Source organism: Shewanella sp. Shew256 (genome assembly GCF_002196695.1).
Taxonomy (GTDB): Bacteria; Pseudomonadota; Gammaproteobacteria; order Enterobacterales; family Shewanellaceae; genus Shewanella; species Shewanella mangrovisoli.
On the sequence record NZ_NAJR01000008.1, the window covers coordinates 1 to 12,553 of the forward strand.

Below are 12,553 nucleotides of genomic sequence, written 5' to 3' on the forward strand. Positions count from 1 at the left end.
GTAGGAGTCTGGGCCGTGTCTCAGTCCCAGTGTGGCTGATCATCCTCTCAGAACAGCTAGGGATCGTCGCCTTGGTGAGCCATTACCTCACCAACTAGCTAATCCCACCTAGGTTCATCCAATCGCGAAAGGCCCGAAGGTCCCCTCCTTTCCCCCGTAGGGCGTATGCGGTATTAGCAGTCGTTTCCAACTGTTATCCCCCTCGACTGGGCAGATCCCTAGGCATTACTCACCCGTCCGCCGCTCGCCACCCCAGGAGTAAACTCCCTTGTGCTGCCGCTCGACTTGCATGTGTTAGGCCTGCCGCCAGCGTTCAATCTGAGCCATGATCAAACTCTTCAATTAAAAGTTTTTTGTTTAACTCGCGTTAAACGACTCAATGAATTCTGATTTGTCGTTTCGACTCAAAAGTCAAAACAAACTGTACATATTGCTATGAACACTCATTCATTGATTTAAATTTTGATTACTCGCCAAACGGCAGAGTAATTTCGATTAACTCAACATCTGTGAGTGTCCACACAGATTTGCTTGATAAATTGTTAAAGAGCATGGTTATTTGCCTTGAGCAGTTAACGCTTTTGGCTTTCACCGTCTGACCCCGCTGGACCAGTGGATGCGCATTATAGGGATGTCAGATTTTACCGCAACCCCTTTAGGCAAAATAATTAGAAAAACCAAAGTGAGTGCGCATTTTTTAAACCAAACGTCGATTTTAGCGCCTAATTCGCTGTAATTTCCATCACTTTGGCTATATCAATCACCTAGCTAACGCCGTTAGCATCGGTCACAAAGCAAAACGATAAAGCCAATACCGCACTTTTTGCAGTTAAGCTCGCGCCTCAAGTTCAATATTACGATTCGAATAGATTGATGCGCACTTTAAGTAGCAAATAGGCTACTTCTTTAAAAACCTCGGCACATCGGCAATGCTATCGAGCACCACAGACGCCTCGCTGTCATCGGCGATTTCTTTGCCAGTACGGACGAGGATACGTGTCGGCACCCCTGCCGCTTTAGCCGCAAGCATATCATCGGCTTTATCGCCCACCATCACCGACTGCGACAAATCGATTTTCAGGAATTTTGCCGCATCGAGTAGCATGCCAGGTTTTGGCTTGCGGCAATCGCAATCGACTTTATATTCACCGAGACCTTTTTCATTATGATGCGGGCAATAATAAATGCCATCGAGGTCGACACCTTTATCGGCAAAGTTCCAATCCATCCATTCGGTGAGACTGTGGAATTGGTCTTCGCTATACATGCCACGGGCAATTCCCGACTGATTGGTGACCACCACCAATTTGTATCCCATTTGTTTTAAGGCGAGGCAGGCTTCAAACACACCTTCTATATATTCAAAGTCATCCACCTGATGCACATAACCATGATCTTTGTTGATCACACCATCACGGTCTAAAAATACGGCTCGATTGACTGTACCCACAGTACTACTCCACTCACTAAAAACGGCGCTTAATGCGTAATTTCCCTATTATTCCATCCATTGCAAGAAATTGCACCGCGAAGTTGTCAGCGACATGACGGAGTTTGAACAAGTTCCGGCTTATCTCGCCCCAAGCGGCCGTAAAACGGTATTAAATCGTACTTATCCCGATGCATTTCGCCGATAAAATCGGCCGATAATGCTTTTTTAGGCTTAAGGGATGCGGTATTCAATCGAGCTTTTCCCTTTATTTGTGCTGTTTTTAACGGTAATCTTGCACGGATAACAATAAAACACCTAAAAATAGACGGTCATAATGAGTCGAACTACGCCTATAGTCCATAAAACCCGCACCCAATTAGTTGTAGAAGTGCTCAGAGAGAAAATTCTTTCGGGTGATATAGCCGCAGGGGAACCACTCAGACAAAGCGCCTTAGCCGAAGCCTTACATGTAAGCCGCATTCCCGTAAGAGAAGCCTTACTACAACTTGAGGCGGAGGGGCTGGTGAAGTTCGAACCCCATAAAGGGGCGACCGCGACCGAATTATCCGTTGAACAAGTGACTGAGCTTTTTGAATTACGCGCCATGATCGAGACCGATCTGCTCGCCAAAGCCATACCACGACTTCAAGAAGACGATTTAATCAAAGCAGAACGCGTATTGGAGCAATTGGAATCGGCCTTTAAACATGAAGATGCCGTCGCCAGTTGGAGCGAGCTAAATACACAGTTTCATACCTGTTTATATCAAGCCGCCAATCGTCCACATACGCTAGAGGTTGTCCACGGCCTCAATACTAACTGCGATAGATATATCCGTTTGCAATTGCTGCTCGCAGGAGGTATTCCCGCAGCAGAGCACGAGCACCGCGAACTGCTCAACTATTGCAAACAAAGAGAAACAGAGAAAGCCACGGCGTTGCTGCGACATCATATTTTGCATGCCGCAATGACAATTCGGGATCTCGTCGCCAAACAGGTGGTCTAGATCACGGACTGTCATTCGTTATACCGATAAGCTTTGTTGTCGATTTGAGGCAGCACTTCAGGTTCTGCCTTTTTTATTTGAGAGAAAACACCATGCAGTACGCCACTATCACTGGCTGGGGAAAATGTGTTCCTCCCGCCACTTTGACTAACGATGATCTTGCTACTTTTATCGAAACTTCCGATGAATGGATTAAAAGCCGTACCGGGATCAGCCAGCGTCATATCAGCCATGTGAATACCTCTGAGTTAGCATCGGTTGCCGCTAAACGCGCCCTTGCTGCGGCGGGCATTGACGGCAGCGAAATTGATATGATCATTTTAGCCAGCGCCAGCCCAGATACCTTGATCCCGAATATTGCCTCCACAGTCCAGGCCAATATTGGTGCAAGTTGCGCAGCCTTCGATATCAACGCGGCCTGCAGTGGCTTTTTGTATGGCTTAGGCTTAGCCAGCTCACAGATCAAGAGTGGCCAATGCAAAAAAGTACTAGTAGTCGGTGCAGAGCGTTTATCTTTCTACCTCGATTGGTCACGCCGTGAAACCGCCGTGTTGTTTGGTGATGGCGCTGGCGCGGTTGTCGTGGAAGCGACGGATGTGCCAGGCGGTGTGTTAGGCTATGAGCTGAATAACGACCCTGAAGGTCGCGATATCCTAAAAGCCGGTTTTGGTACTGCGATGGATAGATTCTCTGCAGAATCCTTGGACTTTTATATTCAATTCGATGGCCAAGAAATCTTTAAACGTGCCATTAACGGTATGAATAAGTTAAGCACTCAAGTGCTGGAAAAATGTGGCGTCGATAAAGATGAAGTCGACTTAGTGATTCCACACCAAGCGAACGAGCGCATTATCGATACCCTCGTTAGCCGCATGAAGATCCCTAAAGAAAAAGCCTTCGTGAACATTGCTAACTATGGTAATACCTCTGCGGCCACTATCCCTATCGCCATCTGTGATGCATTGGAGAAAGGCTTAATTAAGCCAAATCAAACCATTCTGTCATGTGCCTTCGGTGCGGGGTTAACTTCTGCAGCGCTGCTATTGCAATGGGGCGAGCGCGTAACGCCGGTTCAGGTGAGTGATGCTCAGCTGCCACCTTGCGAGTTGAGTGGCATTGAGCTGGTTAAACGTGCAGTGGATTATTTCTGTAAGTAATAAATCCCGAACACAGATAAAAGGCCATCTTCGGATGGCCTTTTACATTTTTATCTCTTCAGGTACTCGACGCATTTCATCCCAGTAAATCCCCTGCTTAAAATAGCCTGCGAGTTTTTGATTTAATTCGTTAAAACTTTTTATAGCCAGCTCTTCACCACACAAGCATGACCAGACAAATCGATGGCAGTTGTTGTCGAACAAATCGTATTCGCGGTACTGATAAATGGCCCGCTCGGCGCGGCTCACCATATCACTGGCAATCAGTGGTTGATGTTGATGATTACAGGCAATATAGATTTGGCTACCAGTGCGCCCCGCTAAAAAGCGCTTTACCGATACCGCCCTTATCAGCCCTGAGCCATGTAGCTCGACGAGGCAATCATCCGCCAACCAAATACCCGTATGTTCAATGACCCCAAACACATAGCAGCAGACAATACTGCCTGGCTGCGGCGAGACTTGTTTAAAGCCCTTTTGCCACTGACTTGGCGCTGCGACCATGGCTTGGCTACCCGTCGTTTGCCGTGGAGCCTTGCCTAATAAGCGGTCACGCTCAAGCTGCTGGCGCTTTTCACGCTCATCGGCGAGCAATAACGCGCCCATCGCAGCGCTGCCTAGCCAAAGTAACGGTAATGGCATCATCATCCCCTTATGACATCAGTTATCTGTAAAAGGCATCATTAAGAAAGTCGAATGGAGTTTGCGCCCTCTTCATACGCTCACCTTTGTTTAAGGCCTCATTTTTAAACCTAAAGTTCTTTAAACCCACAGTACTTTAAACTCACCTTTCTTTAAACCGATAGTTCTAGAGAACTATCGTTCGGTCAGTATGTCTTAGCCTTTGAATTCTCAATAATAAGAGTGAAGTTCAGTTTCACTTAATTGCCAAGTTTTCCGTAAGGATCACCAAGCGAGATACGGATAACTTACCTTTTATCGGGTTATTGGCCGTTAAAAGGAGTGCGACTTTTTGCAGTGTAATGGGATAAACGTGAATTAAAGATGAAATCGCTAGCCGGAGCACAAACTCAGCCGACTTGATTGTGAATAGCCAAAACTGAAGCCTTAGTAACACAGGCTTCAGCTCAAACGGTAACTTTATTCGTGGCAGCAGTTGGCATGAGCAGCATCAAAGGACATGAATCACGCTTGACATGCTCCACGGCATCAAGGTGCATCGGATTTCACCTTTGCACCTTGATACTAAGCCGTAAGAGTACTGCAAGATTAGAGCTTAACCAGCATTTTGCCTTTGTTTTTACCTTCAAACAGGCCGATAAACGCCTCAGCAGCTTGCTCTAGACCTTGATAAACGGTTTCTTCCGATTTTACTTTACCCGCTTGCAGCCACTGCGCCATTTGAGCGATGAATTCTTCAAACTGATCGAAGTAGTCCATCACAATAAAGCCCTGCATGGTTAACTTTTTAGTGTTGATGGCTAACAGATTACTTGGCCCTGGGACTGGTGCCTGCGCATTGTAATCGGCAATCATCCCACATACAGGAATGCGACTATATTCGTTTAGCACATTCAACGCGGCTTCAAGATGAGCGCCGCCGACATTCTCAAAATACACATCAATGCCATTAGGCGCCGCGTCGCGCAAAGCCTGAGTTAAATCAGTGACTTTTTTATAGTTAATCACTGCATCCACGCCCAAACTTTGAACCAATTCGGCCTTCTCATCCGAGCCAACCGAAGCAATCACTTTGCAGCCATTAAGCTTAGCGATTTGACAGACAACCATACCGACAGCGCCCGATGCGGCTGAAACAAACACAGTATCCGTTGGTTTTAACTTAGCGATTTGCATCAGCCCCACCCAAGCGGTTAATCCGGGCATGCCGATAACACCTAAAAAGTATTGCTCAGGAATATTCACCGCAGGTAATAAGGTGAGATCCTGCCCATCACTGATAAAGGCGCTGCGCCAACCGCTGATATGGCTCACTTTTGAACCTACTGGGAATTGTGGATTGAGTGACTCAATCACTTCGCCTATGGCCCCGCCGTCCATAACCGCATCAATCTGGAAGGGTGGAATGTAGGAATCCCTATCCATCATACGACCACGCATATAGGGATCGACTGACATCCAGGTGTTTTTAACCAGCACTTCGCCGGCTTTTAATGCGGGCAACGTCACCTCGACCTGTTTAAAGTTTGCCAGCGTCGGCATACCAACAGGGCGTGATGCTAAATGAATTTGACTGCTTATCATGGGGTTAACCTCTATTACGTCTAACACACAGCAAACAGGCTGTCGAGTGATATGTTGTCGACAATGAACCAATTTATTAGCTTACAAATAGTTTGCGCACAAACTGTTTGCCAATAAACTACCCACAAGTGACGCACAAATCAACCATTACTCCTAAAAATATTTTGCACGCAAACTATTTTTACAGGGTGGAATTTGTTAACATCAGCCTTCATTGTTTATTCTGGGTACGCTTTATGGCTCAAAAATTATCAGACAACGTATGCTTTGCACTGTATTCGGCGACCAACTCATTAGTGCGAGCCTTTCGTCCCATCCTTGACGAGTATGATCTCACCTACCCCCAGTACATAGTGATGCACTCACTTTGGTACGTGAACGACGTCAGCCTCAAAGAGTTGTCTAACGACACACGTTTAGATCCCAGTACCTTAACGCCAATCGTTAAACGCTTGGAGTCAAAAGGATTACTCACCCGTAACTTATCCGAGTTGGATGAACGTAAAAAGGTCATTTCCCTCACCGATAAGGGCCGGCAGTTACAGGAAGAAGCGACTCAACTTACCGAGAAATTGGTGGCACGCTCCAACATGAATGCTGAGCGTATTGAGGAGTTACGTCGCTTATGTCTTGAATTAGAAGCGGATTTATCGAAAGACTAGCGAGTCGAATTAGTACGCTTTTAAAGCCGCTTTTTGTGAGCACTCAATTCTAACTACACGGCGTTAAACTTAGAGATTCAATCTAAGAAAACAAGCTGAAGAGATTTTGGGGCAAAGACAATCGAACGCTAACCTTTAGGGCGCTAACACACCGCTTAGCGTGAGTAAGCCAACAATTCACCCACCTTTAACTCATCAGCGCCGCCCATGCTTGCCACCTGCGCCAATAACAGTTCGCCGCAGGCCAGTGCGTCAGTAAGCGCGCTGTGAGCGCCATATATCGGCAATACATATCGCTCTCGGCATGCCCCAAGCCTTAAGCTGCCTTCTTTAAGCACTGAGTGTTCGCGTAACAAACGGTGTTTTTCCAGCAGTAGGGTATCAATCGCAGGCAGTACAATCGTTTGATGATAAATCGACAAGATATCTTGCTGTAAGAAACGGCAATCTAGGGGGGAATGGTGCGCGACCAATACATGACCACGGGTTTGAGCCACAAACCATGCCATCGCCTCTTCAATCGTCACCGCCTCGGTTAAATGATTATCGAGGATCCCATGAATTGTCGCACTCTGCCCCACACTACCTTGAATTTGCACCAGTTTTTGCTGCGCGCCCATCAGGGGAATCGTTCCATTTTCAATCGGCACTAGCCCAATACTTAAGATTTGGTCCTGTAAGGGGTTGAGGCCTGTCATCTCCAAATCCATCGCCATCAAGGGCGCCCGACTAATGGGTAATTCCAACAGCGGCACTAAGGATTGGTAATAATCCTTAAATAGCCGATGCTGACAGCGTAACGCACGCCAGCGCAGCTTAGCGTTCTCCCACCAAGGCCCCATTAAAAGCTCCGCATAAATTTCATCTTCATCCCCGACTGGGCATCATGGACCACCTTAAACGCATCCCGCAGTTGATGCCTCACCAAAGAAGATAAATGGCCGGGTAACAAATAATTACTGATCTTAAGCCCCTGCGTATGTTGGTAGCCTTGATTCGATAAACGCATATGGGCAATAAATTCATGGGCATCGGCCAAGTTAAGCGCATCCTTACGATTGAGAATATTGGCGTCCATCAGCGCCCGAATTCGTTTGGCGGTATTCACTTCCTTAATCCCCGCGGACAGCGCATACACGCGGGCGATATCGTTGATTAACGCATTTCCTTTATGTTTTAAATCAATGCCTTTTACCTCACTGCCATCGCGCTCTAACACAAATTTTCGAAAGAAGCCTAAGGGCGGCGACTCGACGAGGGAATTGCCCGTCATCCCAGCAAGGAAAATATCATTGTCTTTGGTTTGTGCCAGCACTTTGTCCTGTAGGGCATCAAACAGGGATTGCGGGCCAAAGACTGAACGCATATCGAAGAAAATACTCGCATGCATCAATGCCTTAGGTTCTGGCGTGACCACCCACTTTTCAAAGACCTGCTGCCATTCGTTGAGTGACATCCGCCACTGTGGATTTTGCGCCATGATATTACCGGGACAAAAAGCATAACCACATTGATCAAGTCCAGCACAAATCGCATGGGTCAAGGCATCGAAATAGCCTTTGGCGTAGTCGTCCATTTCTTCGGCCACCAGCAGGCCGTTATCTTGATCCGAACAAGCGGCTTGGTCTTGTCGCCCTTGCGAGCCAAAGGCTAACCAGCAAAACGCCATCGGCGCCTCACCGAGAATTTGCTGATTGAGCACAATCAAGCGCCGTGTCAGCGCATCAGTGACCGAGGTCAATACCCGACCAATCTCCTCTGCCCTGGCATCGGCACTGATTAAATTTTGTAATAACAAGGGGATTTGTTTACTGACGCTAATGAGACTGGCGAGGTCATGCTGCCGCTCGATTTCACCAATCAGCAGCAAGGGCTGCGAACCTTGACCGCGCAAAATGTCGGTACTGGTCACCATGCCAATGGCTTTTACTTCCTCGGTATTTTGCTCATCAATGATCGGCAAGTGATGAATGTTATGCTCACTCATCAATAGCATAGCCTCGAAAATCAACGCATTGGATGAAATCGAAATCGGCGATGTGGTCATGGCTTGATGCACGGCGATTCGGCCATCGAGCCCTGCGGCGAGCACCCGATTACGTAGATCCTTATCGGTTAAAATCCCCACTAGCTTATGATTGTCCGTAACCAATAAGGACGAAACCCGCGAATTGCGCATCAAGAGCGCGGCTTGCGTGACGCTGGCATGGGCGTCGATCATAATAGGCGAAGATGACATTAAGGTACTGATTCGACTAGTAGTCGTTAAATCTTTCGCCTTAAACCGTGCCTCGTGACGTAAACGCTTGGCAAAGGCACGGGTAAAAAATTTATCGAAGTGTCGGCTCTCGCTTCGCAGTTGGTCAAACAATGCCTGCGGTAGGTGATACACTAGACTGTCTTCAAGAATAGCGACCCGGTTAACCACTTTCTCCCCAGACAACAACGTCGAAAAGCCAAAAAACTCCCCTTCGGCGACCCTGTCGACTAGCACTCCTTCGGGATCCCGCACCTCAAAGGCGCCGCTACGCACCAAGTACAATTTCGGCGCATCGGCATCAAATTTCACAAACCCCGAGGCTTTACTGTAGTAACCAACGGTCACCGACTTAGCGCAACGTAAGATGATCTCGTTGGGCAAAGTATCGAAGGGGGCTGTGGATGTTAAAAACTGCACAACGGGTTGTAATTCGCTGGCGTTCATAGCAACACCTTATTTTAGGTGAATTTTATCCCACTATAGCGCGCCCAATTGTTGGGCCATATACGACTAAAGTCAGCCTTAAGCTTGCGCTGACTCCATAAAAACAAAAGGACGCATTAGCGTCCTTTTATCTTAATTTAGCTAAGTTAGGCTAAACTCAGCAGTGATTAATGGCTGCTCGCTTCTCCCGCCCCTTTAGGGAAACGGATAGACTCAACCATATCTTGTACATGGGCAGGTGCCGCTGCGGTCACTTTACAGACAATAGCCGCCACCGCAAAGTTCACCACCATACCGACCATACCGATACCTTCTGGCGAAATACCGAGGAACCAGTTAGCCGCTACGTTAGCCGTTGGGTCTACAAACTTGAAGTAAATGATGTAACCCGCAGTGAACAGTAGACCGATAACCATACCTGCGATTGCACCTTCTTTGTTCATCGTCTTAGAGAAGATACCCATGATGATGGCTGGGAACAGAGAGGATGCCGCCAGACCGAAGGCGAACGCCACTACCGCTGCCACGAATCCTGGTGGGTTAACCCCGAAGTAACCCGCAATCACGATGCCGATACCAGCAGCCAGTCGAGCGTACATCAGCTCTTTCTTGTCAGAGATATTGGGCATAAGGTTTTTCTTCAGTAAGTCGTGTGATACTGAAGTGGAGATAACCAATAACAGACCCGCAGAGGTAGATAACGCCGCCGCTAAACCACCCGCAGCTACCAGTGCGATAACCCAAGCTGGCAGATTCGCGATTTCTGGCGTTGCTAATACGATGATATCGTTGTCGATCTTCATTTCGTTAGGGCTAGCAGCATCTTCCATTTTGCCTTTGGCATAGTAGATTTTGCCGTCGCCGTTTTTGTCATCCCATTTGATCAGACCGGTTTTTTCCCAGTTTTTGATCCAATCTGGCGCAGTTTCATAGGCAACACCCTTTTGATCTGGACCGTTAATGGTTTCGATCATATTGACGCGAGAGAATGCCGCCAATGCAGGAACTGTGGTGTACATTATGGCGATAAACACCAGCGCCCAACCGGCTGATACACGCGCATCTTTCACTTTAGGAACAGTAAAGAAACGCACGATAACGTGGGGTAAGCCCGCAGTACCCACCATCAAAGCGCCAGTAATACAGAACACGTCGATCATGCTCTTAGAGCCATCGGTGTAAGGTGCAAAGCCTAGATCCGCAGACAGATTGTTCAGTTTCTCTAACAGATAGACGCCAGAGTTATTCCCCGCAGCATCAAGTAACTGAGCACCGAAACCGATTTGAGGAATGATATGACCCGTCATCATCACAGATAAGAAGATTGCTGGCACCATAAAGGCAAAGATCAGTACGCAGTATTGGGCAACCTGAGTATAGGTAATCCCTTTCATACCTCCGAGTACAGCGTAGAAGAACACCACAGCCATACCGATATACACGCCAGTGTCCACATCCACTTCGAGGAAGCGCGAGAATACCACGCCCACACCGCGCATTTGGCCCGCGATGTAAGTAAAGCAGATGAAGATAGCGCAAATAACCGCGACCGTACGTGCCGCTTGTGAGTAGTAACGCTCACCCACGAAATCAGGCACAGTGAACTTACCAAATTTACGTAAGTAAGGCGCCATACACAGGGCTAATAATACGTAACCGCCCGTCCAGCCCATTAGGTACACACTGCCGTCGTAACCGACGAAAGAGACAATACCCGCTAACGAAATAAAAGATGCCGCTGACATCCAGTCGGCTGCAGTCGCCATACCGTTCACGACAGGGTGAACACCGCCACCCGCAACATAGAACTCTTTAGTCGAACCCGCGCGGGACCAAATCGCGATCCCAATGTAGAGCGCGAAAGACAGCCCCACAATCAGATAAGTTAATCCTTGTACACCCATTTCCGTTCTCCTTAGTCTTCTTGTACGTTATATTTTTTATCTAAGGCATTGGCTTTTGCCGCGTAGACAAAAATAAGCGCAACAAAGACATACATAGATCCCTGTTGGGCAAACCAGAAACCTAACTTGAAGCCCATGAAATGGATTTCATTGAGTACATCAACCAATAGAATGCCACATCCGAATGAGACTGCGGCCCAAATAGCCAATAGGCCTAAAACGAGACGTAAATTCTCATTCCAGTAACCTTTTGCTTTATCGTTGTTTTCAAATGCCATAGCGACTCCCCTGTGCTGTTTTATTTTTAAGTCTTGTTAAATCTAGCAACAGCTGGAGTGACCACAATCAAGACCTTAGTCTAATTTGCGAAGCACCTCACATCAGAAAAAATCGAATAGTATTTAAAATCATAAAGTTAACAATGAATTTACATTTTGATGCAAAAGTTATTTTTTAAGCGGCTTAGACCAATGTCGAAGATCCTAAGGCTAGAAACCGACAAAATGACGTGCTAGATGACAGTAAAATACGACGATAGGTAACACTAACTGGCTGTGATATAAACAAAATATCGTACTGCATTGGGGTTAATAGGCGGTCATAAACCCAATTGCTACAGCTCAGATGTCTCAACAAAATGGCAAAAAATAACCCAGCATCGCTGGGTTATTTGAAAACAGATCGGCGGGTAAGTTTACGCTGCCATAAACACAGCTATCAGCCTTTTACTTGGCGGCTAAGAACTTGACTAGCTCGGCCAATTCTTCAGGTGTATGCACCTTAGACGTCACTAAATAGCGACCATTAACTAATAACGATGGCACACCCTTAATACCCGATAATTCCGCCTGCGAGTCGTAATTCATCAAAGTAAATTTCGCATCGACAGAGTTCATCGCCGCATCGACATCATCGGCCTTCGCGCCTTGAGCCACAAAAAAAGCTTTTACCTGTTCAGGTCGAGTAAATTGTTCACCCTTTTCATGGATCTGTTTAAAAATCGCTTCGTGCACTTGCTTGGTCATTTTCAGCTTTTGTGCAACAAAATAGGCTAATTGACTCAACTCCCACGCAGGACGCCCCGCGCCCACTGGCGTGCGCTCGAAGGCAACATCTTTGCCTAAGAGTTTTACCGTGGAAGCGACAAAGGGTTCCTGCTTGTAGCAATGCGGGCAGTTATAGGAGAAGAACTCTCGCAGCACAGGCTTTTGTGCTTCGTTGATGCCAGCGACAGTGACATAATCCTTCCCTTCTTCAAAACTCGCCGCCTGCAGTGCAAAGCTCACACTTAACACCAATCCACAGGCCAACGCCGCCAAAGGTCGAACAAAATTAGTTAGGCTTTTCATATTTTCTCTTCTTATTAGTAACTGCATCATTGAATCGTAAGTCGTTTGCGACACGCACAGGCCATTAAGATACCTCAAAATATGGCCAAGGTTCTTAAACATTTGTTAACAAT

At 47.1% G+C, this 12,553-nt stretch carries 11 protein-coding genes and 1 rRNA gene; 3 read left to right on the forward strand and 9 right to left on the reverse strand.

All coding sequences use genetic code 11. The features are described 5' to 3' along the window. A 16S ribosomal RNA gene (locus tag B5P39_RS15090) occupies window positions 1-345 on the reverse strand; the annotation flags it as partial. A gap of 553 nt (window positions 346-898) precedes the next feature. Next, on the reverse strand, window positions 899-1,450 hold the full coding sequence (gene gmhB, locus B5P39_RS15095) for a D-glycero-beta-D-manno-heptose 1,7-bisphosphate 7-phosphatase (RefSeq protein WP_088212104.1): 552 nt from the start codon (window positions 1,448-1,450) through the stop codon (window positions 899-901). 316 nt (window positions 1,451-1,766) lie between these two features. Here gmhB and B5P39_RS15100 point away from each other — a divergent pair, with 316 nt between their 5' ends. Next, window positions 1,767-2,438, forward strand: a complete 672-nt coding sequence (locus B5P39_RS15100; RefSeq protein ID WP_086904656.1) for a GntR family transcriptional regulator — start codon at window positions 1,767-1,769, stop codon at window positions 2,436-2,438. A gap of 92 nt (window positions 2,439-2,530) precedes the next feature. Further along, window positions 2,531-3,595, forward strand: a complete 1,065-nt coding sequence (locus B5P39_RS15105; protein WP_088212105.1) for a ketoacyl-ACP synthase III — start codon at window positions 2,531-2,533, stop codon at window positions 3,593-3,595. 42 nt (window positions 3,596-3,637) lie between these two features. Here the strand turns inward: B5P39_RS15105 and B5P39_RS15110 are convergent, their stop codons facing one another. Together B5P39_RS15110 and B5P39_RS15115 are read right to left on the reverse strand one after the other, a co-directional pair. Beyond that, a complete protein-coding gene (locus B5P39_RS15110; protein ID WP_088212106.1) occupies window positions 3,638-4,237 on the reverse strand; it encodes a lecithin retinol acyltransferase family protein in 600 nt (199 codons plus the stop codon). A 588-nt stretch (window positions 4,238-4,825) separates the two neighbouring features. After that, window positions 4,826-5,821, reverse strand: coding sequence for an NADP-dependent oxidoreductase (locus B5P39_RS15115; RefSeq protein ID WP_088212107.1), 996 nt, complete (start codon window positions 5,819-5,821; stop codon window positions 4,826-4,828). Window positions 5,822-6,057: 236 nt separating this feature from the next. On the opposite strand from B5P39_RS15115, the gene B5P39_RS15120 reads away from it, so the two are divergent. Next, window positions 6,058-6,483, forward strand: coding sequence for a MarR family winged helix-turn-helix transcriptional regulator (locus B5P39_RS15120; RefSeq protein ID WP_011716622.1), 426 nt, complete (start codon window positions 6,058-6,060; stop codon window positions 6,481-6,483). Between the two features lie 155 nt (window positions 6,484-6,638). On the opposite strand, the gene B5P39_RS15125 is transcribed toward B5P39_RS15120, so the two are convergent. From B5P39_RS15125 to B5P39_RS15145, 5 genes are all read right to left on the reverse strand, one after another. Beyond that, window positions 6,639-7,325 carry an exonuclease domain-containing protein gene (locus B5P39_RS15125; protein ID WP_088212108.1) on the reverse strand — a complete coding sequence of 229 codons (687 nt, stop codon included), beginning with the start codon at window positions 7,323-7,325 and terminating at the stop codon, window positions 6,639-6,641. Next, window positions 7,325-9,187, reverse strand: coding sequence for a DUF294 nucleotidyltransferase-like domain-containing protein (locus tag B5P39_RS15130; RefSeq protein WP_088212109.1), 1,863 nt, complete (start codon window positions 9,185-9,187; stop codon window positions 7,325-7,327). The genes B5P39_RS15125 and B5P39_RS15130 overlap by 1 nt, the downstream gene beginning before the upstream one ends. Before the next feature lie 167 nt (window positions 9,188-9,354). Further along, entirely contained in the window at window positions 9,355-11,091 is a 1,737-nt protein-coding gene (locus tag B5P39_RS15135) for a sodium:solute symporter family protein (protein ID WP_088212110.1), read from the reverse strand. Between the two features lie 11 nt (window positions 11,092-11,102). After that, a complete protein-coding gene (locus tag B5P39_RS15140; protein ID WP_011622295.1) occupies window positions 11,103-11,369 on the reverse strand; it encodes a DUF4212 domain-containing protein in 267 nt (88 codons plus the stop codon). 447 nt (window positions 11,370-11,816) lie between these two features. Next, window positions 11,817-12,440, reverse strand: coding sequence for a thiol:disulfide interchange protein DsbA/DsbL (locus B5P39_RS15145; protein ID WP_088212111.1), 624 nt, complete (start codon window positions 12,438-12,440; stop codon window positions 11,817-11,819). Between the last annotated feature and the right edge of the window lie 113 nt (window positions 12,441-12,553).

Bases quoted from the DNA above. Each gene is read 5' to 3' on its own strand.
- B5P39_RS15145 (WP_088212111.1), bottom strand. From the start codon at position 12,440: ATGAAAAGCCTAACTAATTTTGTTCGACCTTTGGCGGCGTTGGCCTGT.
- B5P39_RS15135 (WP_088212110.1), bottom strand. From the start codon at position 11,091: ATGGGTGTACAAGGATTAACTTATCTGATTGTGGGGCTGTCTTTCGCG.
- B5P39_RS15115 (WP_088212107.1), bottom strand. From the start codon at position 5,821: ATGATAAGCAGTCAAATTCATTTAGCATCACGCCCTGTTGGTATGCCG.
- B5P39_RS15130 (WP_088212109.1), bottom strand. From the start codon at position 9,187: ATGAACGCCAGCGAATTACAACCCGTTGTGCAGTTTTTAACATCCACA.
- B5P39_RS15120 (WP_011716622.1), top strand. From the start codon at position 6,058: ATGGCTCAAAAATTATCAGACAACGTATGCTTTGCACTGTATTCGGCG.
- B5P39_RS15140 (WP_011622295.1), bottom strand. From the start codon at position 11,369: ATGGCATTTGAAAACAACGATAAAGCAAAAGGTTACTGGAATGAGAAT.
- B5P39_RS15110 (WP_088212106.1), bottom strand. From the start codon at position 4,237: ATGCCATTACCGTTACTTTGGCTAGGCAGCGCTGCGATGGGCGCGTTA.
- B5P39_RS15105 (WP_088212105.1), top strand. From the start codon at position 2,531: ATGCAGTACGCCACTATCACTGGCTGGGGAAAATGTGTTCCTCCCGCC.
- B5P39_RS15125 (WP_088212108.1), bottom strand. From the start codon at position 7,325: ATGGGGCCTTGGTGGGAGAACGCTAAGCTGCGCTGGCGTGCGTTACGC.
- B5P39_RS15100 (WP_086904656.1), top strand. From the start codon at position 1,767: ATGAGTCGAACTACGCCTATAGTCCATAAAACCCGCACCCAATTAGTT.